This window comes from Phenylobacterium sp., from assembly GCF_046463815.1.
GTDB lineage: Bacteria > Pseudomonadota > Alphaproteobacteria > Caulobacterales > Caulobacteraceae > Phenylobacterium.
In genome coordinates, this window is sequence record NZ_JBKBRO010000004.1 from 40687 (window position 1) to 63312 (window position 22626).

Below are 22626 nucleotides of genomic sequence, written 5' to 3' on the forward strand. Positions count from 1 at the left end.
TGCTTGAATCTCCTTAGACGTGGCCATAGCTACTTGGGTCTTCGGAGCGCGCTGGCAAGCGCGCGCGTGTTCCGGGGCCGTTTTCCTGGAGTGACCGTTCATGGGGCGTGAGACCGAACGCCTGCAATCCGTCTGCGTCTTCTGCGGCTCGTCCGACGCCGCCGACCCCGCCTACCTGGCCGCCGCGGCGGACCTGGGCCGCGCGCTCGCCGCGGCGAAGCTGCGCCTGGTCTATGGCGGCGGCGGGGTGGGCCTGATGGGGGCGACGGCGCGGGCCGCGCACGAGGCCGGCGGCGAGGTGCTGGGCGTCATCCCCGACTTCCTGGTGGGGGCCGAGCGGGCGCTGGAGACCGTCGAGCACCTGATCGTGGGCTCGATGCACGAACGCAAGTCGATCATGTTCGAGCAGTCGGACGGCTTCGTGGTCCTGCCGGGCGGCATCGGCACCCTGGAGGAGATCGTCGAGCTGCTGTCCTGGCGGCGGCTGGAGCTGCACCAGAAGCCGGTGGTGTTCCACAATCCGGGCGGCTTCTGGAAGCCGCTGTTCGACCTCTTCCAGCACACGGTGGACGCCAGGCTGACGCCGGCCAGCTTCATGGGCGCCTGGTCGGCGGTCGAGCGCGTGGACGAGATCGTGCCAGCCCTCTACGCCCAGGCCGGCGAGCCCATGCCCCCGTCGGAAGAGACCGAGGTCCTGAAGATCAGCTAGGCTCGGGCGGCCGGCGGCAGGAGTTCCGGTCGGGCCAGCAGCTTCTGGGCGGCGGGGTCCTTCGCCACCTCCTCGAACAGCCAGTCGCGGAAGGCCGCGATCTTGCGCGTCCGTCGCCGGTCGGCCGGATAGACCAGCCAATAGGCGTTGGGGCCGAAATAGACCTCGAAGGGCTGGAAGAGCCGTCCCTCGGCGATCTCGCGGCCGAACATCACCGGCGAGCCGATGGCCACGCCGCCGTTGGCCAGCGCGGCGGCCACCTCCAGGGTCTGGGTGTCGGCGGTGATGCCCGGGGCCGACGGCGGGTCGGCGTCGCCGAACCGGACGCCCGCGGCCTTGAACCACTGGCTCCACTCCCCTTCCCAGCCGATGCGGCGCGCGCGCAGCAGGTCGGCGGGCCTGGGATCGGGCCCAAGCTCGGCCATCGCCGCCGCCGAACAGAGCACGGTCTGGACCGCCGGGAACAGCAGCTTCGCCTCCAGTCCCGGCCAGACGCCGAGGCCGCCCCGGATCGCCACGTCGAAATCACCCCGCAGGAGGTCGGCCACCTTGTTGTCGGTGTCGAGGCGCACGGCGATCTTCGGATGCGCCACCTGGAAGGCGCCGAGCCGGCCGGCCAGCCACTGGGTCGCGAAGGTCTGCAGGGTGGTGATCGACAGCACGCCGTCGCCGGTGTCCGACAGGTCGGAGAGCGCGCCGCGCAGGGCCGTCATGGCCTCGGTGGCCGCCCGCGCCAGGCGCTCGCCCGCCGGCGTCAGCGCCACCTCGCGCGTCAGCCGGCGGAACAGGGGCTGGTCCAGCCGGCGCTCCAGCGCCTTCACCTGCCAGCTTACCGCCGCCTGGGTGATCCCCAGCTCCCCCGCGGCGCGCGTGAAGCTGCCCAGGCGGGCGGCGGCCTCGAACACGCGGATGGCGCTGAGCGGAATGCTGGCGAGCGGATCAGGCATAAGCAAGCCTTATGGGTACAGCAGGAGAACCCGTTTGTCGATCCGCGTTACCGGACCCATTTCTCCTCCCTACAACACGAGCCTAACCACAGGAGCGGGTCATGGAAGAGCTGCACAGGATCCATAAGGACGTTCCGTTCGGCTACTGGGTCCTCTGGATCGAGCCGGCGCTGCGCAGGTTGGCCCAGCGGACGCCGAAGCGGCGCCCCCTGCCGAAGCCGACGACGATCGCCTGCTAGAGCGCGTTAGGCGAAAGTGGGAGCGGTTTCGCCGCCAGAACGCGCTCTACACTTTTGAATCTAGAGCACGATTCAGCGGTCAGATGATTCCATCTGACCCCATCGTGCTCTAGGGGACGTTGGCCTCCAGCTCCTCGATCCAGACGCGGGCGGTCCCGTCCGAGGGCGCCCGCCAGTCGCCGCGGGGCGACAGGTTCCCGCCCGAGACCACCTTCGGCCCGTTGGGCATGGCCGAGCGCTTGAACTGGCTGATCTCGAAGAAGCGGAACAGGAACAGCGACAGCCACTTCCTGATGGCCGCCAGGTCGTAGGCGTTGCGCGCCTCCTCCGGGAAGTGCGGCGGCCAATGGCCGGCCCCCGCGTCCTTCCAGGCGTGCCAGGCCAGGAACGCCACCTTCGACGGCCGAAGCCCGTAGCGGGTGATCCAGTAGAGGTTGAAGTCCTGCAGCTCGTAGGGGCCGATCCTGGCCTGGGTGCTCTGGATGGCGCCCGTGGCGTCGGCCGGCACCAGCTCGGGCGAGATCTCTGTGTCCAGCACCGACAGCAGGACTTCGGAGGCCGCGGCGTCGAACTGCCCCGTCTTGGCGACCCAGCGGATCAGGTGCTGGATCAGCGTCTTCGCCAGCGAGGCGTTGACGTTGTAGTGGCTCATCTGGTCGCCGACGCCGTAGGTGCACCAGCCCAGGGCCAGCTCGGACAGGTCGCCCGTCCCCAGGACGAAGCCATTCCGCTGGTTGGCGAGGCGAAACAGGTAGTCGGTGCGCAGGCCCGCCTGCACGTTCTCGAAGGTCACGTCATAGACCGGCTCGCCCTTGGCGAACGGGTGGCCCAGGTCCTTGAGCAGCTGCTTCGCCGCCGGGCGGATGTCGATCTCCTCGGCCGTCACGCCGATGGCCTTCATCAGCGCCCAGGCGTTCGCCTTCGTCCCCTCGCTGGTGGCGAAGCCCGGCATGGTGAAGGCCAGGATGTTGGCGCGGGGCAGCCCCAGCCGGTCGAAGGCCTTGGCCGCGACGATCAGGGCGTGGGTGGAGTCCAGCCCTCCAGAGACGCCGATGGTGATGTGGCGGCTCTTCGTCGCCTCCAGGCGTTTGGCCAGGCCCGCCACCTGGATGTTGAAGGCCTCGTAGCAGTCCCTGTCGAGGCGCGCGGGGTCGTCCGGCACGAAGGGGAAGCGGTCGATGGGCCGCCGGAGGCCCACGTCCTTGAAGTGCGGCTTGTGGTCGAACCGCACGCGCCGGAAGCGCCGCTCGGGATGGCCGGCGGCGATCGCCGCGTCGTTGAACGTCGGCGTGCGCATCCGCTCCAGGCGCAGCTTCTCGACGTCGATGTCGGCCACCGCCATCTGGGCCTCGGTCGGGAAGCGGTCGGTGCAGGCGAGTTCGCGGCCCAGCTCATGAATGCTGGCCTGGCCGTCCCAGGCGAGGTCGGTGGTGCTCTCCCCCGGCCCGGCGGCGGAGTAGAGATAGGCCGCCTGGCAGCGGGTGGACTGGGACGCGCAGAGCAGCGCCCGCTCGTCGGCCTTGCCCACCACGATGTTCGAGGCCGACAGGTTGCAGAGGATCAGCGCCCCGGCCAGCGCCCCTTGCGTCGAGGGCGGGTTGGGCGCCCAGAAGTCCTCACAGATCTCGGCGTGGAAGATGAAATCCCTCAGGTCGCGGGCCTCGAAGACGAGGTCGGTCCCGAACGGCGTGGTCTGGTGGGCGATGTCGACGTCCAGGCCCTCCAGGCCCTGGCCCGGGGCGAACCAGCGCTTCTCGTAGTACTCGCGGTAGTTGGGCAGGAAGCTCTTTGGCACGACGCCCAGGATGCGTCCGCGCGCGATGACCACGGCGCAGTTGTAGAGCCGCCCGTTGCGGCGGACCGGCGCGCCCACCACCAGGACCGGCGCCAGCTTCTCGCTGGCCTCGGCCAGGACCGCGATCTCGGCCTCCACCCGGTCCAGCAGAGCGTCCTGCAGGTGCAGGTCGTCGATGGCGTAGGCGCTGATCCCAAGCTCCGGAAACAGCATCAGGTCGCAACCGGCGGCGTCCCCCTCCTTCGCCATGCGCAGGGTCTCGGCGGCGTTGAAACCCGGATCGCCCACCGCGACGCGCGGCGTGCAGGCCGCGACCCGGACAAAGCCGTGGGTGTGGATGGCGTAGAACGACTTGGTCACGACGGCTCCGTGTCCGGCCCGGGGAAATGCTCATTTTGAGCATATACTAGCCCGCCGATACGTCACGGCAAAGCCGCCACGCCCGCGCCCGTCCTTCAACGCCGCAGAAACGAAAACGGCCCCGAACAGGGGCCGTTCAATCAGTCGTCGCGGTGGACGCGTTCGCGGCGCTCGTGCCGCTCCTGGGCTTCCAGGCTGAGGGTGGCGATCGGCCGGGCCTCGAGCCGGGCGATGCCGATGGGTTCGCCAGTCTCCTCGCAGTAACCGTAGGAGCCGTCCTCGATCCGGCGCAGCGCCTCGTCGATCTTGGAGATCAGCTTCCGCTGACGGTCCCGCGTGCGGAGTTCAAGAGCCCGATCTGTCTCGGAAGAGGCGCGGTCGGCCAGATCCGGGTGGTTCTCGGTCTCGCTCTGGAGATGGGACAGCGTCTCGCGAGATTCGCGGAGAATGTCCTCTTTCCACTTCAGGAGCTTCTGCTTGAAATACTCAAGCTGACGCTCGTTCATGAACTCCTCGTCCTCGGAAGGACGGTATTCAGGACTCTCAGCCAGAACTGCGGCTGTCTTCATGAAAACCTCACGCCCCCTGGACGCCCTGAGACACGCGGGGGCTGTATAGCAAAACGAACGCCGGTTTCAACGGCAACCAGTCTCCGGGGCGATTACGCCGCACGGGCCGCCATTTCCAGCTTCGCCAGCTCTACCTCCGCGCGAGTCTCGATCTCGTCGAGGAGTCCTTCTAGCCGAGGATCTTCCGTCGAGGAACGCTCTTCGCGCACGGCCCTGCGCAAACGCTCGAGATCGTCCGGCCCGAGCTCGCCGCCGAGCAGCGCGACCTTGAGGCCTTCCAGGACGTCGAGGATGCGCCCCGCGCGGGCCACCGAGCGGCGGCGGCGCTCCAGGGGCGATCCTACCTCCTGCAGGGCGATGAGCGCCTCGACGCCCATGATCCCCGCCGCGGCCGACACGGCAGCCGCCTGGGCCGGCCCGTTCGCGCCGCCGGCCGCGGGGAGACGAAAGCCCTCGCCTCCCCCGCCGCGCGCCGGACGCGCGCCGGTGGTCGCGGATACGCCGCCTGCACCAGTGACTTTCATGGGTGGACGCCAACCCTCTCCAACCTGAGGTCGAGCTTCGCCGGCCAAACTTGCAGCATGGTTAACGGGCGGCAATTTCTGCCGGGGCGAAGACGCCGCGGCGGCAGATGCACCCTTTGTTTTTACTTGTATTTTTCGCCACCAGCCGACTGGCACGCCCCTCGCATGTGCGTGAGCGAAGCAGCTTCGCCAGGGTCCCCATGCGTCGGTTCAAAGCTCTCAGCGCCCTCCTCTTCGCCGTTCCCCTGGCCTTCGGCGGCGTGGCCGCCCAGCCGGCGTCCGCCAAGTCGCGGATCAAGGACATCGTCGAGTTCGAGGGGGTCCGTGAGAACATGCTGGTCGGCTACGGCATCGTGGTCGGCCTGAACGGCACGGGCGACGCCCTGCGCAACGCGCCCTTCACCAAGCAGAGCCTGGAAGCCATGCTGGAGCGCCTGGGGGTCAATACGCGCGACGCCCAGCTCAACACCAAGAACGTCGCCGCGGTGATGGTCACGGCCAAGCTGCCGGCGTTCGCCGCGCCGGGCTCCCAGATCGACGTCAGCGTCTCGGCGCTCGGCGACGCCAAGAGCCTGCAGGGCGGCTCGCTGCTGGTGACCCCGCTGCTGGGCGCCGACGGACGCGCCTACGCTGTGGCGCAAGGCACGGTGCAGACCGGCTCGGTCAGCGCCTCGGGCGCATCGGGCTCGTCGGTTTCCAAGGGCGTGCCGACCGCCGGGCGCATCGCCGGTGGGGCCAGCGTCGAACTGGAAACGGGCTTCCAGCTCGCCCACATGGACCAGATGCGCATGACCCTGCGCAATCCGGACTTCACGACGGCCCGGCGCATCGCCGACGCGATCAACGCCCGTTTCCCCGGCAGCGCGGTGGCCGAGAACCCCACCATCGTCTCGCTGCGGCCCGCCGGCGGTGACCTCATCGGCTTCATGGCCCAGGTCGAGAACCTGGCGGTCGAGCCGGACGCGCCGGCCAAGGTGGTCATCGACGAGGTCGCCGGCGTGATCGTCATGGGCGAGAACGTCCGCGTCTCCACCGTCGCCATCCAGCAGGGCAATCTGACGATCACCGTCCGCGAGCAGCCGGCGGTGAGCCAGCCCGGCCCCTTCGCCCGCACCGGCGAGACCGCGGTGGTTCCGCAGACCGACATCAGCGTCGACGAGGAGCGCGGCCGCCAGTTCCTGACCGTGAAGTCGGGCGCCTCGCTCTCCAACCTGGTGGCCGGGCTGAACGCCCTGGGCGTCACGCCCCGGGACATGATCTCGATCCTCCAGACCATCCGCGCCGCCGGCGCCTTGCAGGCCGAAATCGAGGTGATGTGATGAGCGACCTGGCCGTCCCCCCCGCCTTCACCATGACGCCAGTCACGCCCTCGGCGGCCGAGCTCGCCAAGCGCGCCAAGATCCGCGACACCGCCGAGGAGTTCGAGGCCCAGTTCCTGTCGGTGATGCTGCAACCGATGTTCGAGGGGACCGACGTCGAGGGCCCCTTCGGCGGCGGCCCGGGCGAGACCATGTTCCGTTCCCTCATGACCGAGGCCATGGGCAGGCAGATGGCCCGCCACGGCGGCATCGGCCTGGCCGACACTGTCCAACGTGAAATCCTCAAGCTCCAGGGGCTCGCCTGATGGCCATCGCCGCCAGCAACGCCGAAGACCGCGTCGAACAGCTCATCATCCTGACCGAGCGCCTGACCGAACTCGTGGCCGAGCAGGCCCAGGCCTTCGAGCAGCGCCGCCCGCAGGACGCCGCCGCCCTGCACGAGGAGACCAGCCGCCTGGCCAATCTCTACCGGCACGAGTCCGCCCGGGTGCGGGCCGACCCCACCCTGGTGTCCGGCGCGCCCCTGGCCCAGCGCACCCGCCTGGTCCGCGCGACCGAGGCCTTCGACGCCGTGCTCGCCCGCCAGGGCCGCGCGCTCGAGGCCGCCAAGACGGTGACCGAGGGCCTGGTGAAGGCCATCGCCGAGGAAGTCGCCAAACAGCGGACGCGCGGCGTCTCCTACGGCCCCTCGGCCCGCGCCTCGACCGACGGGACGGCCACGGCCATCACGCTCAACCAGCGGGCCTAGGGTCCAAATTCATCGGCAGCCGTCCGACCCGTCCTCTCTCCTGCCCCAGTGGGGGAGGAGAGAAAGGGGGCTCCCGGCTCTTCGGATGGTCTTTGCGGGCCTTCGAATATCCCATTGGGCCTAGAGCTTCAGCAGGCCCCGCAGCTCGGCCCCGTTCGCCGCCATTTCCGCGATGGTGCAGTCGTCCAGCACGGTCAGGTAGGCCTCTAGGGCCGCGTTCAGCTTGTGCTTCAGCCGGCACACCGGCGGCCCCAACGCCTATTCGGGCGCCGACATGCGCCGCGGCCACGCCCACCTCGTCGCCCGCGGCCTGGACGACAGCCACTTCGACGCCGTGGTCGAGAACCTGGCCGCCACCCTGAAGGAGCTGGGCGTCGGCGACGCCGAGATCGGCGAAGTCGCGAACATCGCCGAGAGCGTCCGCGACGACGTCCTGGGCCGCGCGAAGGCCGCCTGAACGTCAAACGCTTGTTTGCCCCGGCGTAACGGGGCTACCTTGTGCGGGCCGTCGGATGTTCCGGCGGCCTGCGTTCTCAGGGCGGGGTGAGATTCCCCACCGGCGGTAATGCCCTCCGAAGCCTCGGCGAAGGAGGGACGAGCCCGCGGGCGCCTGGGCCTTCGCCATAGGAAGGTTCCAGGGACGAGCAGACCCGGTGCGATCCCGGGGCCGACGGTATAGTCCGGTTATGAGAACGGTCGCGTCGTCGCGGGCGGAATCCGTCCGCGCGCGTGCGCGGCCTCTCCCTGAGTCGTGGTTCCTTCAGACCCGGTCAGGGAGAAGACCATGACCCAAATCCAGCACGTTCCCCACGAGTACCCCACCGCCAACGGCGCCTTCCGCGCCGCGCGCGTCGCCTTCGTCCATTCCCTCTGGCACGGGGAGATCGTGCGCGAAGCCCTCGCCGGCTTCCGCGAGGAGATGGAGGCCCTGGGCTTCCCGCCCGGCGCCATCGACGTCTTCGAGACGCCCGGCGCCTTCGAGATTCCGCTGCACGCCCAGACGCTTGCCCGCACCGGCCGGTACGCCGCCATCGTGGCGGCGGGCTTCGTGGTGGACGGCGGCATCTACCGCCACGAGTTCGTGGCCGAGACGGTGATCCGGGCCCTGATGCAGGTGCAGCTTGCCACGGAAACGCCGGTCTTCTCGGTCGTGCTCACGCCGCATCACTTCCACGAGCACGACGTCCACCAGCGCTTCTTCCACGGCCATTTCCGGGTGAAGGGCGCCGAGGCCGCCCGGGCCTGCCAGGGCGCGCTGGAGAGCCTCGCCCGCATCGCGGGAGCGGCGTGATGGACGTGCTCGACATCCCGGCGGGGTTTTCGCCCCACGACCGCGGGAGCCCGCTCACCGAGCCGTGGGAGCCGCTCTTCAGCCGCACGGCCGGCGACACCGTGATCCTCGGCCTGCGGGCGGGATCGGCCCACACCAACAGCCGCGGCTTCGTCCACGGCGGGCTGATCGGGGCCCTCGCCGACAACGCCATGGGCCTCTCCTGCGCCCGCCGGCTGGGCGGCGTGGCGAGCCTCGTGACGGTGAACCTCAACGTGGACTTCCTCGGGAGCGCCCTGGTCGGCCAGTGGCTGGAGTTCGACACCGTGTTCGTGCGGCCGGGCTCGACGCTCTGCTTCGCCCAGGCGTTCGTCACCGCCGACGGCCAGCCCTGCGCGCGGGCCAACGGCGTGTTCCGCGTGGTGCGGAGGATGCAAGGATGACCTGTTACGTCATGGCCCGGGTGGCGATCCACGACCGGGAGCCCTACGGCCGCTACGCCGCAGCCTTCATGCCGGTGCTGAGGCAGTACGGCGGACGCCTCCTCGTCTCCAACGAGACGCCGGAGGTGCTGGAGGGCCCGTGGGACGGCCGCAAGCTCGTCCTCATGGCCTTCGAGAGCCGGGAGGCGGCCCTGACCTGGGCAGGTTCGCCGGAGTACCGGAAAATCGCCGAAGACCGCATCGCCGGCTCGGAAGCCATCGTGGTGCTGTCGGAGGAGCTCTAGAGCCGCACCTCGCGCACGACGCCGACGGCCTCCAGGAAGTCGGCGTCGTGGCTCACCACCAGCAAGGCGCCGTCGTAGCCCCGCAAGGCCGCCTCGACGGCGCCGATGCTGTCCAGGTCGAGATGGTTCGTGGGCTCGTCCAGGATCAGCAGGCCGGGCGGCCGGTCGCCCAACAGCACGCAGGCGAGCGCCGCGCGCAGCCGCTCGCCGCCGCTCAGCGCCGAGACGGTCTTGTCCGCCGCCACGTTGCGGAACAGGAAACGCGCCAGAGCCGCCCGCGCGGCGTTCTCGGTGGCGCGGGGATTGAGCCTGCGGAAGGCCTCGACCAGCATCTCCTCGCCGCGCAGCAACGCCGTCTTCTGGTCGAGGAAGGCGGCGGGGACGCCCCGCACGACGCGGCCGGCCGTGGGCTCCAGGTCGCCGGCCGCCAGCCGGATCAGCGTCGTCTTGCCCGAGCCATTGGGACCGGTCACCGCCATCCGCTCGGGGCCTGCGATCCTGAACGACAGGCCGGAGAACACCGGCGTCCCGCCCGGCCAGGCGAAGCCGACATCCTCGAAGGCCAGCACGGTCCTGCCGGCCGCCAGGCCCGACGGCGGCGGATCGAAGGCCAGGCGCCGCACGCGCTCCACCCGCGCCTCGGCCGCCTGGAGAGCCTGGGCGGCGTTGGCCTTCAGCCGCTCGGCCAGGCGCGCCTGGCGCCCGCCGCTGGCCTCGGCCCGCTCGGCGCGGAAATCGAGAAGGATCTTCGGATCGCTGGAGCCCATCCGGGACCGCCGCCCGGCCGCGTCGCGCCGCGCCTTCCGCTCGGCGGCGACCTGGGCCTCGCGGGCCACGCGGGCCAGGTCCTTCTCGGCGTCGGCCAGCGCGCGCCGGGCGGCCGCCTCGGCCTCGGCCCTTCGCTCGGCGTAGAGGTCGTAGCCGCCGCCGTGGACCTCGGCGCCCAGGCCGGTCAGCTCCACGATGCGATCCATCCGGCGCAGCAGCGCCCGGTCGTGGCTGACCACGATCGCGCCCCCCTTCCAACGGCCCAGCACCTCGGCGACCAGGACGCGGGCCTCGGCGTCCAGGTTGTTGGTCGGCTCGTCCAGGATCAGCAGGTCCGGCTCGGCGGCGATCAGGCCCGCCAGCGCCGCCCGCGTCGCCTGTCCTCCGCTCAGGGTCGCCGCCGGGCGGTCGGGGTCGAGGCCTGGAAGCCCCACGTCGGCCAGGGCGGCCTCCAGCCGCGGTTCGAGCGTCCAATCGGCCTGGGCGAGGTCGTCGTCCGTCCCCTGCCCGGCCTCGACGCGGCGGAGCCGGGCCAGCGCCTCGGCCACGCCCAGCAGATCGGCCACGGCCGCCCCGGGCGGCGGGGCCAGGGCCTGTCGCAGCACGCCAAGCCGCCCGCGCACGCTCACGCTTCCGCCCGAGGGCTGAAGCTCGCCCAGGATCAGGCGGACGAGCGTGGTCTTGCCCACGCCGTTGCGCCCCACGAGGCCGGTGCGTTCGGCCCCGAAGGCGAGGGTCAGGTTGTCGAGGAGACGCCGGCCGTCAGGGGCGGCGTAGTTCAGGGAATCGAGGGTCAGGAAGGCGGGCATGGTCGACCGTGTGCGCGAGGACGTGGCGGGCGGAGCGGATGTCCGTCGTCAGGCGCATGGGCGATCTCCTTCGCTGGCCCCTCATCTAGGCGCGGACCCCGCCGGAGCCAAGGCTTCCGGATTCGCGGCTTTCGGACCCGCCATTCGCGCGGCGCCTTGAGGTCGGGGGCCGCATCGCCGACCTAGGCCGCATGAACGCCCCGGACTGGTCCCGCATCGAAGCCGAACTCGACGCCCACGGCTGCGCCCTGATCCCCCGCCTGCTGGACGCGGACGCCTGCGCCGAGATCGCCGGCTGGTACGACCGGCCCGAGCTGTTCCGCAGCACGGTCGTCATGGCCCGGCACGGCTTCGGGCGCGGCGAGTACCGCTACTTCCGCTACGACCTGCCGCCGCGCGTGCAGGCGCTGCGCACGGACCTCTATCCGCCGCTGGCCGCCATCGCGAACCGCTGGAACGCGGCCATGGGCCTGCCCGCGCGCTTCCCGGCCGAGCATGCGGACTTCCTCGCCCGCTGCCACGCCGCCGGCCAGACGCGGCCCACGCCGCTGCTGCTGCGCTACGGCGCCGGCGACTACAACTGCCTGCACCAGGACCTCTACGGCGAGCACGTCTTCCCGCTGCAGGTCGCCGTGCTGCTGTCCGAGCCGGGCCGCGATTTCGAGGGCGGCGAGTTCGTGCTGACCGAGCAGCGCCCGCGCATGCAGTCCCGCGCCGAGGTCGCGCCCCTGCGCCAGGGCGACGCCCTCGTCTTCGCCGTCCATCACCGCCCGGTGCGCGGCGCGCGCGGCGTCTATCGCGTCAACCTGCGCCATGGCGTGAGCCGCCTGCGCGCCGGCCGCCGCCACACCCTGGGCGTCATTTTCCACGACGCCGCCTGACCACCCCGAGCCCCAGGAGACCCGCCCATGCCGTTCGTCGTCACCGGCCTGCCCATCGAGGACTTCCGCCCCCTGTTCGGCCTCTCGGACGCGGAACTCGCCGCGGGCGGCGTCCAGCGGATGGCGGTGACCTCGCCGGTCGGCTTCCCCTGCCGCATCACGCTGGAGGACCGTCCCGTGGGCGACACGGTGCTCCTCATGAACTACGAGCACCAGCCGGCCGACACGCCGTTCCGCGCCTCGCACGCGATCTTCGTCGGGGAACAGGCGCCCGAGACCCGCCGCTACGTGGACGAACTGCCGCCGGTGCTGACGGCGCGGCCCTTCACGTCCCTGCGCGCCTTCGACGCCGACGGCATGATGACCGATGGCCAGTTGATCCCGGTCGCCGAGCTGAAGGCGGCCGTCGAGCGGATGCTGGAACAGCCGGGCGTCGCCTACCTCCATGCCCATTACGCCGGTCGCGGCTGTTACGCCGCCCGGATCGAAAGAATGTGAGGATCGCAACCAACGTTCGCGAAACGGGTTTCGCCGTCCTGTTCGACGGAGGAGACCAAAGGACGTGGCCGTTTCGCTTAAGGTTCTGGGGGTAATCGCCGCCTTGGGAGCCGGGGCTGGGGCCGCGCCCCTGCCCGCCCTGGCCCAGCCGGGGACGGGGCCGGAGGTCCGGCCGGCGAAGGCCGTGCGGGCCGAACGCCCAGCGTCACCGAAGCCGTCGGCGACGGTCCAGCGGGCCCGGCCGATCCGCCTGGTGATCCGCGCCGATCGCGAGGTCCCGAACGTCGACATCCCCGTGAAGGACGCCTGGACCGACGACGAGGGCTTCCAGATCCGCGCCGCGAAGGTCGCCTACACGCGCCGGTTCTGACGCCGCGCCCTCACGGGCAGCCGGGATGGTCCGTGGGGCAGAGGAACAGCCTGTTCTGCAGCGCCGGAGGGGCGTTTCCCTGGCGCAGCATCTCTCCAAGCTCGAGCTGCAGGTCCCGCGCCCTCGGCCCCTCCACGGTCATCTCGCGCCGATAGGCCTCGACCCGGTCGCCGGTCTGCCGGCGGTACTCGTCCGTGATGCGGATCACATCGTCCGGCGTGCGGGCGTCGCGAAGCTGCTGGGTCGGCGGATTGTCCAGCGCGGCCTCCACCTGCATCACCATGGTGGCGACGGTGGCCACGCCGCGCAGCACGTTCAGCGTGTTCATCAGGCCATCGACCCGCTGGGCGCGGCGCAGCTCCTGGTCCAGGCGGGTCTGGATCTCCCGCACCTTGTCGCGCTGCTGGCGGTACTGGAGGTATTGGCGGTCGAGCCGTTCGCGCCGCTCGGCGTTGGCCGTCTCGCGCCTGAGCTGCTTGACCATGCCTTCGAGCACGCGGGCCCGGTGGTCCTCGAGGCTGGCGCGGGCGACGGCTACGTCGGCGAGCTGGGCCAGCGCCTCCTGACGGACGGTGCCGGCGAACCCCTCGCCCGGCGGGATCTCGGCTGGCCGCAGCTTCAGGGCGCCGGTCCATGTGCGGTGCGGTTCGACCCAGATGAAGAAGGACGAGTCCGGGTCGAACTGAAAGGTCGGCAAGGGCGCCTCGAGGCTGGTGCGGAGCGTGCTGGCCGCGTAGGCGTCGGCGGGCGTGGCGCCCACGCCGTGCATCACCGGCCCGCCCAGCGGACGGCGCTGCCATCCGGTCGGCCCGGCCGTCTTCTGGACCCGCTGCTCGATCAGGAAGCCACGCTGGCCGCTCCACTTGAGCGCGGCCTCCATGGCCTTGCGGTTGGTCACCACCTCGTCGCGCATCCGCTTGCGGTCGGCCAGGTCCGTGAGGCGCTGGTTGTAGTATTCGATGACGTCGCCGAGATCGCCGTCGAACTGCGGCGTCCAGGGTTGGGGCAGCGGCTGGGCGGCGGCCGCCCCGGCGACCCCCAGGACCAGCAGCACGGCCAGGATCAGGTTGCGCATCGTCAGCCCCCCAGGGTCGCTCGGAAGTCCGCCAACTGGCGGCGGGTATGGTCCAGCAGGGCCTCGGCGTGCAGCGTCAGCGCGATCTGGGCCCGCTGTTCGTTGGCCTTCGCCAGGGCGACGCCCAGCGCCGACTTGTGCTGGTCCTGGAGGAACGGATAGGCCTGCTCGACGTACTGGTAGGTCCGCGCGGCCGGCAGTTCCGAGATGCCGCCCTGGGACGGAATGCGGCGGATGTCGCATTTGCGCCCGGCAGGCGGACCCAGGCTGGCCGAAGAGCGCGTGGTCGCCATGTCCAGCTCGACCTGTTCGAACAGGAACACGCCGAGGGTGGGGTTCTCGACCAGCTTGACCGACCGCGAGCCCATGTAGCCGCCCGGGCAGATCGATCCCAGGAGGCGGCGGGCGCCGATGCTGGTCGGGCCGTTCTGCCCGCCCTCGGTGATCACGTCCATGACGCAGAGAAAGGCGCAGGGCGACACGTCGACCTCGTCGACGCGCTGGGCGGCCGAGAGCTTCATCCTGCCCAGGTCCATCTTCGCGGCCAGCGGGTTCGACTGGATCGCGGCCTCGATGAGGCTGTCGTGCGCGGCGACCGCCTCGGCCCGCCGGGTGGGAATGGAGCCCGCCAGGCCGGGGCGCATCATCAGGTCGATCCAGTTCGAGTAGTCGACCAGGCGCGAACGGATGATCGGCGTCGGAAACCGCAGGTGCGACAGGCAGGCGATCTCCAGCGCCATGCTGATGGGCAGCACCATGGCCGCCTCGGGCCCGCGCCCGTAGTCCAGCACCGTCAGCGTCGAGCGGCGGTCGGCCGCCCGGCTCAGGATATCGGCGAGCTGGCGACGCACCGGCTCGCTCTCCAGGACCGAGGGCGAGGCGACATAGGCCCTGAGGAACGAGTTGTAGTCCCCGGCCCCGCCGCGGATCTGGGCGATGAGCTGGTCGCCGTACTGGCGCCGCACGATCTCGCGCACCTGGGCCGGCAGGTCGGCGATCGCCTCCTCGATGCGCCCAAGGCTCGCCTGCACCTGTTCGAGCTGGCCGATCACCACGGTGAGCAGTTCGAACTGGGCGCGCAGCATGGCCGACAGCCCGCCGTCGCCCTTTTTCACGAAGCCCTGGATCAGGCCGATCGACGTGCTGGCGATCATCGCCACGGTCATGGGATCGACCGCCGCCACGCTGGAGCGCGGACCCGCGCCGATCGCGCCCCCCAGGCCCGCCGCCAGGGCGGTCATCATCTGCCGTCTGTTCAAGGCGCCGTCCCCCCATGCCGCGCGCCGGCGCCCTACCCCAAGGGGAAGACTACCGCAGTGGTTGAAAAGAGGAAGGGGTCAATCTGCGCGACCGCTCGCCTCGAGCCAGGCGGCCGCCACCAGGTCCCCCACGCCGTAGCTGAACATGCGGTCGCGGCCGCACCAGGGCAGCCAGTAGCGGCTGTCGGTGAACTGGTAGGCGCCCGGCCGGCCGGGGGGCGAGACCAGGTGGGTCATCTCGTGGGCCAGGGTGTTGAGGAACAGGGCCCGGACGGCCCGGTCGGGCGAGGCGGCGTGATCGAACCACCCCGGCCGAATCCGCATGGTGCGGTTCGCGACGTCGGTCATGGCGATGGTGGAGCTCCAGCCGGCCTTCTCCGCCTGGAGCGTGAAGTCGGGCACACCCTCGCTGAGCCGGGCGAGGCCTTCACCGCCGCCGATCCGGTTGGCGCGGGACCACGGCGCGACCGGGCACCCCGTCAGCCACGTCCCGGCCCGCAGCCGGGCCTGGAACGCATCCGAGGCCAGGATCGCGCAGACGTCCTTGAGCGCCGCGCCGGCGGCCTCGGCCTGCGCCGGCGTCAGGCCGTCGAGACGGGCGGTGGGACAGCGGAAGGGCCTGGCCGCATCCGGAACGGCCGCTTCCGCCGCCGCGGCCGGCGCCGGGGTCGCCATCAGCGTCAGGACCGCGCCCAACGCGGCGATCCGGCTCCCGCGGACGATCGTCATGCCCGTCTCCTTCCTGCCCCCGCAAACAAGCCACGGCGGGGCCGCGGCGGCAATCCGGCGTCCTGTTGCCACCATGGTGTCAGCAGGCCTGCGGCGCAGGCCGCGCCGAGCCTTTGTTCCTTTTGTGTTCCCGTGTTACGCCTGACTCGCGTTCCCTACATTAGGCGGTCTCGCCGCGGGGGAGCTTCCACGGCGCCAAGAGTGTTTCCGGGACAAGATGGCCGACCACCAGAACTTCATCCGCGTGCGCGGGGCGCGTGAGCACAATCTGAAGGACGTCAACGTCGACATCCCGCGCGGGGAGCTGGTCGTGCTGACCGGCCTGTCGGGCTCGGGCAAGAGCTCGCTCGCCTTCGACACCATCTACGCGGAAGGGCAGCGGCGCTACGTCGAGAGCCTGTCGGCCTACGCCCGCCAGTTCCTGGAGCTGATGAGCAAGCCCGACGTGGACCTCATCGAGGGCCTGTCGCCGGCCATTTCCATCGAGCAGAAGACCACCAGCCGCAATCCGCGCTCGACGGTCGGCACGGTCACCGAGATCCATGACTACATGCGCCTGCTCTGGGCGCGGGTGGGCGTGCCCTATTCGCCGGCCACGGGCCTGCCCATCGAGAGCCAGACCGTCAGCCAGATGGTCGACAAGCTGGCGGCCATCGACGAGGGGACCCGCCTCTACCTGCTGGCGCCCGTCGTGCGCGGCCGCAAGGGCGAGTACCGCAAGGAGATCGCCGAGTGGCAGAAGGCGGGCTTCCAGCGCCTCAAGATCGACGGTGAGTTCTATCCGATCGAGGACGCGCCCGCCCTCGACAAGAAGCTCAAGCACGACATCGACGTGGTCGTGGACCGGCTGGTCGCCAAGCCCGGCCTGGAGGGCCGCTACGCCGACAGCCTGGAGACGGCGCTGCGCCTGGCCGACGGCATCGCGGTCGCCGAATGGGCGGACCTAGAGCCCGGCCAGACCGAGCCCAGGCGGCTGATCTTCTCCGAGAAGTTCGCGTGCCCCGTCTCGGGTTTCACGATCAGCGAGATCGAGCCGCGCCTCTTCTCGTTCAACAATCCCTACGGCGCGTGCCCGGTCTGCGACGGCCTGGGCGCCAAGCTCGCCTTCGACGCCGACATGGTCGTGCCGGACAAGGACCGCAGCCTGCACAAGGGCGCCATCGCCCCTTGGGCCAAGGGGCCCTCGCCGCTCTACACCCAGACGCTCCAGGCGCTGTCGCGCCACTATGGCTTCTCGATGGACGAGCCGTTCTGGAAGCTGCCGGAACAGGCCCGCAAGGTGATCCTCTACGGCTCGGGCGACGAGAAGATCCGCTTCATCTACGACGACAACGCGCGCAAGTACGAGGTCAACAAGACCTTCGAGGGCGTGCTGCCGAACCTGGAGCGCCGCTGGCGCGAGACGGACTCGGCGTGGGTGCGCGAGGAACTGGGCCGCTACCAGTCCGAGACGCCCTGCGAGGCCTGCGAGGGCTATCGCCTGAAACCCGAGGCCCTGGCGGTGAAGATCGCCGGCCAGCACATCGGCCAGGCCTCGCGGCTGTCCATCCGCCATGCCCAGGAATGGTTCGAGAGCCTGGAGGGCCAGCTCACCGACAAGCAGATGGAGATCGCCCGGCGGATCCTGAAGGAGATCAACGACCGCCTGCGGTTCCTGGTGAACGTCGGCCTCGACTATCTGAACCTCAGCCGCGCCTCGGGCACGCTGTCGGGCGGCGAGAGCCAGCGCATCCGCCTGGCCAGCCAGATCGGCTCGGGCCTGACCGGCGTGCTCTACGTGCTGGACGAGCCGTCCATCGGCCTGCACCAGCGCGACAACACCCGCCTGCTCACCTCGCTGAAGGGCCTGCGCGACCTCGGCAACTCCGTCCTGGTCGTCGAGCATGACGAGGAGGCGATCCTGACCGCCGACCACGTCATCGACATGGGCCCGGCCGCCGGCGTCCACGGCGGCGAGATCATCGCCCAGGGGACTCCCGCCGACATCATGGCCAACCCGGCCAGCCTCACCGGCCAGTACCTCTCGGGCGCCCGCGAGATCGCCGTGCCCGAGCAGCGGCGCCCCATCTCCAGGAAGAAGGTGCTGCGCGTCGTCGGCGCGCACGGCAACAACCTGAAGACCATCACCGGCGAGATCCCCGTCGGGACCTTCACCTGCATCACCGGCGTCTCGGGCGGCGGCAAGTCCACCTTCACCATCGAGACGCTCTACAAGGCCGCCGCGCGCCGGCTGCACAACGCCTCGGACGCGCCGGCCCCCCACGAGCGGATCGAGGGGCTGGAGCACTTCGACAAGGTCATCGACATCGACCAGTCGCCGATCGGGCGCACCCCGCGCTCGAACCCGGCCACCTACACCGGCGCCTTCCAGCCGATCCGGGACTGGTTCGCCGGCCTCCCCGAGGCCAAGGCCCGCGGCTACGGCCCCGGGCGCTTCAGCTTCAACGTGAAGGGCGGCCGCTGCGAGGCCTGCCAGGGCGACGGCCTGATCAAGATCGAGATGCACTTCCTGCCGGACGTGTACGTCACCTGCGACGTCTGCCACGGCCGCCGGTACAACCGCGAAACGCTCGAGATCATGTTCAAGGGCAAGAACATCGCCGACGTCCTCGACATGACCGTCGAGGAGGCCGCCGACTTCTTCAAGGCGGTGCCGCCGATCCGCGAGAAGATGGAGACGCTGAAGCGCGTCGGCCTCAGCTACGTGAAGGTCGGCCAGCAGGCGACCACGCTCTCCGGCGGCGAGGCCCAGCGGGTGAAGCTGTCGAAGGAGCTGTCGCGCCGGGCCACCGGCAAGACGCTCTACATCCTCGACGAGCCCACAACGGGCCTGCACTTCGAGGACGTGAAGAAGCTGCTGGAGGTGCTCCACGAGCTGGCCGACCAGGGCAACACCGTGGTGGTGATCGAGCACAACCTCGACGTCGTGAAGACCGCCGACTGGATCGTCGACTTCGGACCCGAGGGCGGCGACGGCGGCGGGGAGATCGTGGCGGCGGGAAGCCCCGAAGAGGTGGCCGCCAATCCGCGGAGCTGGACCGGCCGCTACCTCGCCGAGCTGCTGGAGCGCCACCGCCAGCGCGCGGGCGTCCGCAAGAAGGCGCTGGTCGGCGCCTGAAGTCCGGTTACCTTGCCGGAAACCATCGGGAGGGAAGGCCTTGAAGCTCTATGGCGCGCCGAAGCCGGCGCCGAACCCCAGGCGGGTGCGGATCTTCCTCGCCGAGAAGGGCGTCGACCTGCCAGAGACGCCGGTCAGCCTGATGAAGGGCGAGCACAAGTCGCCCGACCATCGGGCGCGCAACAGCCTGGGCCAGGTCCCGACGCTGGAGCTGGACGACGGGACCTGCATCTCGGAGACGGTCGCCATCTGCCGCTACTTCGAGGAGGTGCGGCCCGAGCCGCCGTTGTTCGGACGCACGGCGGTTGAGAAGGCGCTGGTCGACATGTGGGTGCGCCGCGTGGAGTTCACGGTGATGGCGCCCGTCGGCGCGTTCTGGCGGCACGCCCATCCCCTGACGGCCCGGCTGATCACCCAGTTCAAGGATTACGGCGAGTCGAACCGCGAGGGTTACACGGCCGCGCAGCGGTGGCTGGATCGCGAGCTGGCGGACCGGCCCCACCTGACGGGCGACGACTTCACCATCGCCGACATCTGCCTGCTGACGACGGTGGACTTCGCCGAGTGGATCGGCCTGCCGCTCCTGGAGGAGGCCGCCAACCTGCGGGCCTGGCGCGACCGGGTCGCCGCACGGCCCAGCGCCAGCGCCTAGGCCGCCGGCGGCGGCTGGCTGGTCAGCGCCCGGTAGGCGTAGGCCCCGGGGGCGGCGATCACCGCGTACCAGAAGGCGCTGAACACACTGGAGACCAGCATGTAGGCCACGCGGATCGGCTGGAAGTAGGCCGACAGGGTCTGTTCCTCGGGCAGGGCGAAGGTCTGCCACACGTCGGCCAGGCTGCCGCCCGAGACCATCACCGCGATGCCCGCCGCCGGCAGGAAGACCAGGATCGCCACCAGGGCGACCACCACGATCAGCGACAGCGTCAGCACATAGGCGCCGGCGAGGCGCCAGAACTGGCCGCGCGTCACGGTCCAGGAATCGAAGAGGGCCAGCTTCTCGCGGTCGAAGGTTATGACCGGAGCCAGCGACAGGCGGACCCCGACGAAGACGGTGAGGCCCACCGCGCAGAGCCAGGCCAGCGTGCCGACGAACATGGCGACGCCTTCGCCCAGGCCCGACACCAGCATGACCAGGATCATGCCGACCAGGGTGATCGCGGCCATGAAGAGGGCGAAGAGCACGACGTAGATCAGGGCCAGAGCCATCAGCCGGAACTCGACGGGCCCGACGCGGAACAGGCGGATCGAGCCCGTCTGGCCCCGCAGCAGGACGCGGTAGATGGCCGCCGCCATCATGCACTGCACCAGCAGGCTGAAGAACAAGAGCGGCGACAGGATGGTCAGGGCCTCGAAGAACGGCCCGGCCTCCAGCGTCTCCTGCCCGCCCAGGGCCGCGAGCGCGGCGCGGGCCTCGTCGGGCATGTTCACCTCGATGACGACCTGAAGGACGCTGACCAGGAACATGAAGATGCTGGCGGCCAGGAGCTTCCGCGGACGCTCCCTGGCGATCCGAAACCCTTCAAGCGCGGCGTCCGTCGCCGAAAACCCAGCCATTCTCGTCCCTTGGCCCGACGCCTTGACGGCGCGATTCGAGCCGCTCCTTCAGATGCGTAATTGGCGCGCACCCTGCCAAGCGCGCAAGGCCCCGCTCGCGATCCACACCGATCGTTGCTAGTTAGCCACGCATGTCGATGACCCCTATCCATGTCGTGGGCGGCGGCCTGGCCGGCTCCGAGGCCGCCTGGCAGATCGCCCAGGCCGGCGTGCCCGTCGTGCTGCACGAGATGCGCCCGGTGCGCGGCACCGACGCCCACCAAACCGACAAGCTGGCCGAGCTCGTCTGCTCCAACTCGTTCCGCGCCGACGACTGGACCGGCAACGCCGTGGGCCTGCTGCACGCCGAGATGCGCCGGTTGGGCTCGATCATCATGGCCGCGGGCGACGCCCACCAGGTGCCGGCCGGCGGCGCGCTCGCCGTGGACCGCGAAGGCTTCTCCCAGGCCGTCACCGAGCGGCTGGAGTCCCATCCGCTGGTCACCATCGCCCGCGAGGAGGTCGCCGGCCTGCCGCCGCGCGACTGGGACAGCGTCATCCTGGCCACCGGCCCCCTCACCTCGCCCGCGCTGGCCGAGGCGATCCTCAAGCTTACCGGCGAGGACCAGCTCTCGTTCTTCGACGCCATCGCGCCGATCGTGACCTTGGAGTCCATCGACATGGACGTGGCCTGGCGCCAGTCGCGCTATGACAAGGAAGGCCCCGGCGGCGACGCGGCCGCCTACATCAACTGCCCGATGAACCAGGCGCAGTACGAGGCCTTCATCGACGCCCTGCTCAAGAGCCCCAAGTCCGAGTTCAAGGAGTGGGAGCACGTCCCCTACTTCGACGGCTGCCTGCCCATCGAGGTGATGGCCGAGCGCGGCCGCGAGACCCTGCGTCACGGCCCCATGAAGCCGGTCGGCCTGACCAACGCCCACAGGCCCGACGAGAAGCCCTGGGCCGTCGTGCAGCTTCGCCAGGACAATGCGCTCGGCACGCTGTGGAACATGGTGGGCTTCCAGACCAAGCTGAAGCACGGCGCCCAGACCGAGGTCTTCCGGATGATCCCCGGCCTGGAAAAGGCCGTCTTCGCCCGGCTGGGCGGCCTGCACCGCAACACCTTCATCAACAGCCCGCGCCTGCTGGATCGGGCCCTGCGCCTGAAGGCCCAGCCGCGCCTGCGCTTCGCGGGCCAGGTGACCGGCGTCGAGGGCTATGTGGAGAGCGCCGCCGTGGGCCTGCTGGCCGGCCGCTTCGCCGCCGCCGAGCGGCTGGGCCGTCCCGTGGTCCCGCCGCCGCCGACCACGGCCCTGGGCGGGCTGATCGGCCACATCACCGGCGGCCACCTGGAGGCCGGTAGCGGCTCCTTCCAGCCCATGAACATCAACTACGGCCTGATCCCGCCCATGGAGCCGCCCAAGCGCGACGCCGAGGGCCGCCGTCTGGGGGCCAAGGAGAAGACCCGGCTGAAGAAGCGCATGGTCGGCGAACGCGCGCTCTCCGACCTCGACGCCTGGCTGGGCGAAGCCCAGGCGGTCGCGGCGGAATAACCTTCCCTCCCCGTCTGGGGAGGGACAGGCCGCGAAGCGGCCAGGGTGGGGAGGTGTCGACCAGGCGCGTCACCGGCCGATCCCGGCGCCCGGTGCACACTGCCCCACCCTCGCTCGTCTGCGACGAGCATTTCCCTCCCCATTAAGGGAGGGAAGCTAGATCCGTCCCCGCGCCACCGCCCAGATCATCCGCAGGCGGTCCAGCACGGCCGACCGCCGACGCCCCGCGAGCGCCGCGTGCGCCACGGCCGGGAAGGCCGCCGCCGGCAGCGACCGCACCGCCTGGCGGGCGCCCTCCAGCGTCCGGGCGGACGTCCCCGCCAGCCGGGGCTGATCGGCGGCGCGGCGGGCCAGCGACCAGGCGGTCCCGGCCGCCCGGGCGGGTCCCGTCCCGGCCCCCGGCGCGAGGATCATGGCGGCCAGCTCGGCGGCCAGGCCCCCGGTGTCCCGCGCCCACTCCAGCGCCTCGTTGGGCTTCATCGGCGCGGTGTCGAGCTCGCGGTAGCGGGCGTCGATCATCGTCTCCAGCGGCGCCTTGGGCAGGCCGCGCCGGCGCACCACGTCGGCCAGGGCCTGGACCGTGGGATGCCGTCGGGGCGGATGGCCGTCGTAGATCTCGTCCAGCGCCTCGCGCCACCACGTCAGGCGGATCTCCCCAAGCAGGGCGTTGGAGGCCACCCTAGGGGCCCGGGCGAGCTCGTGGTCGTAGGCGTAGAGGACGATCACGTCGGCGCGCGCCTGGGCGTCGCCGATGAACCGGCTGGAGAGCCAGCGGTCCGGATCGATCCGGCGGATCAGGTCGTCGAGGTCGTCGCTCATGGTCCGG

At 70.7% G+C, this 22626-nt stretch carries 26 protein-coding genes and 1 riboswitch; of the genes, 15 read left to right on the forward strand and 11 right to left on the reverse strand.

Annotation, left to right across the window (positions count from 1 at the left end; genetic code table 11):
- The first annotated feature begins 100 nt into the window (after positions 1–100).
- Positions 101–709 carry a TIGR00730 family Rossman fold protein gene (locus ACK4TT_RS03415; protein WP_409641243.1) on the forward strand — a complete coding sequence of 203 codons (609 nt, stop codon included), beginning with the start codon at positions 101–103 and terminating at the stop codon, positions 707–709.
- On the opposite strand, the gene ACK4TT_RS03420 is transcribed toward ACK4TT_RS03415, so the two are convergent.
- On the reverse strand, positions 706–1656 hold the full coding sequence (locus tag ACK4TT_RS03420) for a LysR substrate-binding domain-containing protein (protein WP_410212444.1): 951 nt from the start codon (positions 1654–1656) through the stop codon (positions 706–708). The two genes, ACK4TT_RS03415 and ACK4TT_RS03420, sit on opposite strands and share 4 nt — an antisense overlap.
- A 101-nt stretch (positions 1657–1757) precedes the next feature.
- Between ACK4TT_RS03420 and ACK4TT_RS03425 the strand changes: the two genes are divergently transcribed.
- Positions 1758–1895 carry a hypothetical protein gene (locus ACK4TT_RS03425; RefSeq protein WP_410212445.1) on the forward strand — a complete coding sequence of 46 codons (138 nt, stop codon included), beginning with the start codon at positions 1758–1760 and terminating at the stop codon, positions 1893–1895.
- Between the two features lie 109 nt (positions 1896–2004).
- On the opposite strand, the gene ACK4TT_RS03430 is transcribed toward ACK4TT_RS03425, so the two are convergent.
- From ACK4TT_RS03430 to ACK4TT_RS03440, 3 genes are all read right to left on the reverse strand, one after another.
- On the reverse strand, positions 2005–4050 hold the full coding sequence (locus ACK4TT_RS03430) for an NAD(+) synthase (protein ID WP_410212446.1): 2046 nt from the start codon (positions 4048–4050) through the stop codon (positions 2005–2007).
- Positions 4051–4190: 140 nt separating this feature from the next.
- Positions 4191–4619, reverse strand: coding sequence for an RNA polymerase-binding protein DksA (dksA, locus tag ACK4TT_RS03435; RefSeq protein ID WP_409641254.1), 429 nt, complete (start codon positions 4617–4619; stop codon positions 4191–4193).
- 92 nt (positions 4620–4711) lie between these two features.
- Positions 4712–5143: a flagellar assembly protein FliX gene (locus ACK4TT_RS03440; protein WP_409641257.1), complete on the reverse strand. Its 432-nt coding sequence runs from the start codon at positions 5141–5143 to the stop codon at positions 4712–4714.
- A gap of 200 nt (positions 5144–5343) precedes the next feature.
- Here ACK4TT_RS03440 and ACK4TT_RS03445 point away from each other — a divergent pair, with 200 nt between their 5' ends.
- Genes ACK4TT_RS03445 through ACK4TT_RS03455 form a run of 3 tightly spaced genes read left to right on the forward strand, consistent with a single transcriptional unit; the run spans position 5344 to position 7210 of the window.
- Complete coding sequence (locus ACK4TT_RS03445) at positions 5344–6462, forward strand: flagellar basal body P-ring protein FlgI (RefSeq protein ID WP_409641260.1); 1119 nt, start codon at positions 5344–5346, stop codon at positions 6460–6462.
- Positions 6462–6767 (forward strand): rod-binding protein, encoded by a 306-nt coding sequence (locus ACK4TT_RS03450; protein ID WP_409641263.1) that lies wholly within the window; start codon positions 6462–6464, stop codon positions 6765–6767. The genes ACK4TT_RS03445 and ACK4TT_RS03450 overlap by 1 nt, the downstream gene beginning before the upstream one ends.
- Entirely contained in the window at positions 6767–7210 is a 444-nt protein-coding gene (locus tag ACK4TT_RS03455; protein ID WP_410212447.1) for a flagellar basal body protein, read from the forward strand. Before ACK4TT_RS03450 ends, ACK4TT_RS03455 begins: the two co-directional genes overlap by 1 nt.
- A gap of 120 nt (positions 7211–7330) precedes the next feature.
- On the opposite strand, the gene ACK4TT_RS03460 is transcribed toward ACK4TT_RS03455, so the two are convergent.
- Positions 7331–7453, reverse strand: a complete 123-nt coding sequence (locus tag ACK4TT_RS03460) for a hypothetical protein (RefSeq protein ID WP_410212448.1) — start codon at positions 7451–7453, stop codon at positions 7331–7333.
- A 31-nt stretch (positions 7454–7484) separates the two neighbouring features.
- On the opposite strand from ACK4TT_RS03460, the gene ACK4TT_RS03465 reads away from it, so the two are divergent.
- The 4 genes from ACK4TT_RS03465 to ACK4TT_RS03480 all read left to right on the forward strand — a co-directional run bounded on the left by ACK4TT_RS03465 (position 7485) and on the right by ACK4TT_RS03480 (position 9207).
- Entirely contained in the window at positions 7485–7667 is a 183-nt protein-coding gene (locus tag ACK4TT_RS03465; protein WP_410212449.1) for a hypothetical protein, read from the forward strand.
- A gap of 68 nt (positions 7668–7735) precedes the next feature.
- Positions 7736–7908: riboswitch (FMN riboswitch) on the forward strand.
- 86 nt (positions 7909–7994) lie between these two features.
- Complete coding sequence (locus tag ACK4TT_RS03470; protein ID WP_409641272.1) at positions 7995–8501, forward strand: 6,7-dimethyl-8-ribityllumazine synthase; 507 nt, start codon at positions 7995–7997, stop codon at positions 8499–8501.
- Positions 8501–8923, forward strand: coding sequence for a PaaI family thioesterase (locus tag ACK4TT_RS03475; protein ID WP_409641275.1), 423 nt, complete (start codon positions 8501–8503; stop codon positions 8921–8923). Before ACK4TT_RS03470 ends, ACK4TT_RS03475 begins: the two co-directional genes overlap by 1 nt.
- Entirely contained in the window at positions 8920–9207 is a 288-nt protein-coding gene (locus ACK4TT_RS03480) for a DUF1330 domain-containing protein (RefSeq protein ID WP_410212450.1), read from the forward strand. The genes ACK4TT_RS03475 and ACK4TT_RS03480 overlap by 4 nt, the downstream gene beginning before the upstream one ends.
- Here ACK4TT_RS03480 and ACK4TT_RS03485 read toward each other — a convergent pair.
- The gene (locus ACK4TT_RS03485) at positions 9204–10784 is read right to left on the reverse strand and encodes an ABC-F family ATP-binding cassette domain-containing protein (protein ID WP_410212451.1); all 1581 of its coding nucleotides are present in this window, start codon (positions 10782–10784) and stop codon (positions 9204–9206) included. The genes ACK4TT_RS03480 and ACK4TT_RS03485 overlap by 4 nt on opposite strands.
- A 191-nt stretch (positions 10785–10975) precedes the next feature.
- Between ACK4TT_RS03485 and ACK4TT_RS03490 the strand changes: the two genes are divergently transcribed.
- The 3 genes from ACK4TT_RS03490 to ACK4TT_RS03500 all read left to right on the forward strand — a co-directional run bounded on the left by ACK4TT_RS03490 (position 10976) and on the right by ACK4TT_RS03500 (position 12533).
- On the forward strand, positions 10976–11665 hold the full coding sequence (locus ACK4TT_RS03490) for a 2OG-Fe(II) oxygenase (protein ID WP_410212452.1): 690 nt from the start codon (positions 10976–10978) through the stop codon (positions 11663–11665).
- A gap of 27 nt (positions 11666–11692) precedes the next feature.
- Positions 11693–12163 carry a DUF1203 domain-containing protein gene (locus ACK4TT_RS03495; RefSeq protein WP_410212453.1) on the forward strand — a complete coding sequence of 157 codons (471 nt, stop codon included), beginning with the start codon at positions 11693–11695 and terminating at the stop codon, positions 12161–12163.
- 64 nt (positions 12164–12227) lie between these two features.
- The gene (locus tag ACK4TT_RS03500) at positions 12228–12533 is read left to right on the forward strand and encodes a hypothetical protein (RefSeq protein ID WP_409642344.1); all 306 of its coding nucleotides are present in this window, start codon (positions 12228–12230) and stop codon (positions 12531–12533) included.
- Between the two features lie 10 nt (positions 12534–12543).
- Here the strand turns inward: ACK4TT_RS03500 and ACK4TT_RS03505 are convergent, their stop codons facing one another.
- The 3 genes from ACK4TT_RS03505 to ACK4TT_RS03515 all read right to left on the reverse strand — a co-directional run bounded on the left by ACK4TT_RS03505 (position 12544) and on the right by ACK4TT_RS03515 (position 15596).
- On the reverse strand, positions 12544–13608 hold the full coding sequence (locus ACK4TT_RS03505) for a hypothetical protein (RefSeq protein ID WP_410212454.1): 1065 nt from the start codon (positions 13606–13608) through the stop codon (positions 12544–12546).
- A 2-nt stretch (positions 13609–13610) separates the two neighbouring features.
- Positions 13611–14867 carry a hypothetical protein gene (locus ACK4TT_RS03510; protein ID WP_410212455.1) on the reverse strand — a complete coding sequence of 419 codons (1257 nt, stop codon included), beginning with the start codon at positions 14865–14867 and terminating at the stop codon, positions 13611–13613.
- A 78-nt stretch (positions 14868–14945) separates the two neighbouring features.
- Entirely contained in the window at positions 14946–15596 is a 651-nt protein-coding gene (locus ACK4TT_RS03515) for a hypothetical protein (RefSeq protein WP_410212456.1), read from the reverse strand.
- Between the two features lie 217 nt (positions 15597–15813).
- On the opposite strand from ACK4TT_RS03515, the gene uvrA reads away from it, so the two are divergent.
- Together uvrA and ACK4TT_RS03525 are read left to right on the forward strand one after the other, a co-directional pair.
- Positions 15814–18714 (forward strand): excinuclease ABC subunit UvrA, encoded by a 2901-nt coding sequence (gene uvrA, locus ACK4TT_RS03520; protein ID WP_410212457.1) that lies wholly within the window; start codon positions 15814–15816, stop codon positions 18712–18714.
- A 40-nt stretch (positions 18715–18754) separates the two neighbouring features.
- Complete coding sequence (locus ACK4TT_RS03525; RefSeq protein ID WP_409642360.1) at positions 18755–19366, forward strand: glutathione S-transferase family protein; 612 nt, start codon at positions 18755–18757, stop codon at positions 19364–19366.
- Here the strand turns inward: ACK4TT_RS03525 and ACK4TT_RS03530 are convergent.
- Positions 19363–20268 carry a hypothetical protein gene (locus ACK4TT_RS03530; RefSeq protein ID WP_410212458.1) on the reverse strand — a complete coding sequence of 302 codons (906 nt, stop codon included), beginning with the start codon at positions 20266–20268 and terminating at the stop codon, positions 19363–19365. The genes ACK4TT_RS03525 and ACK4TT_RS03530 overlap by 4 nt on opposite strands.
- 131 nt (positions 20269–20399) lie before the next feature.
- Between ACK4TT_RS03530 and trmFO the strand changes: the two genes are divergently transcribed.
- Positions 20400–21800 carry a methylenetetrahydrofolate--tRNA-(uracil(54)-C(5))-methyltransferase (FADH(2)-oxidizing) TrmFO gene (trmFO, locus tag ACK4TT_RS03535; RefSeq protein WP_409642366.1) on the forward strand — a complete coding sequence of 467 codons (1401 nt, stop codon included), beginning with the start codon at positions 20400–20402 and terminating at the stop codon, positions 21798–21800.
- A 156-nt stretch (positions 21801–21956) separates the two neighbouring features.
- Here the strand turns inward: trmFO and ACK4TT_RS03540 are convergent, their stop codons facing one another.
- Positions 21957–22619, reverse strand: a complete 663-nt coding sequence (locus tag ACK4TT_RS03540; protein ID WP_409642369.1) for a squalene/phytoene synthase family protein — start codon at positions 22617–22619, stop codon at positions 21957–21959.
- Positions 22620–22626 lie beyond the last annotated feature (7 nt).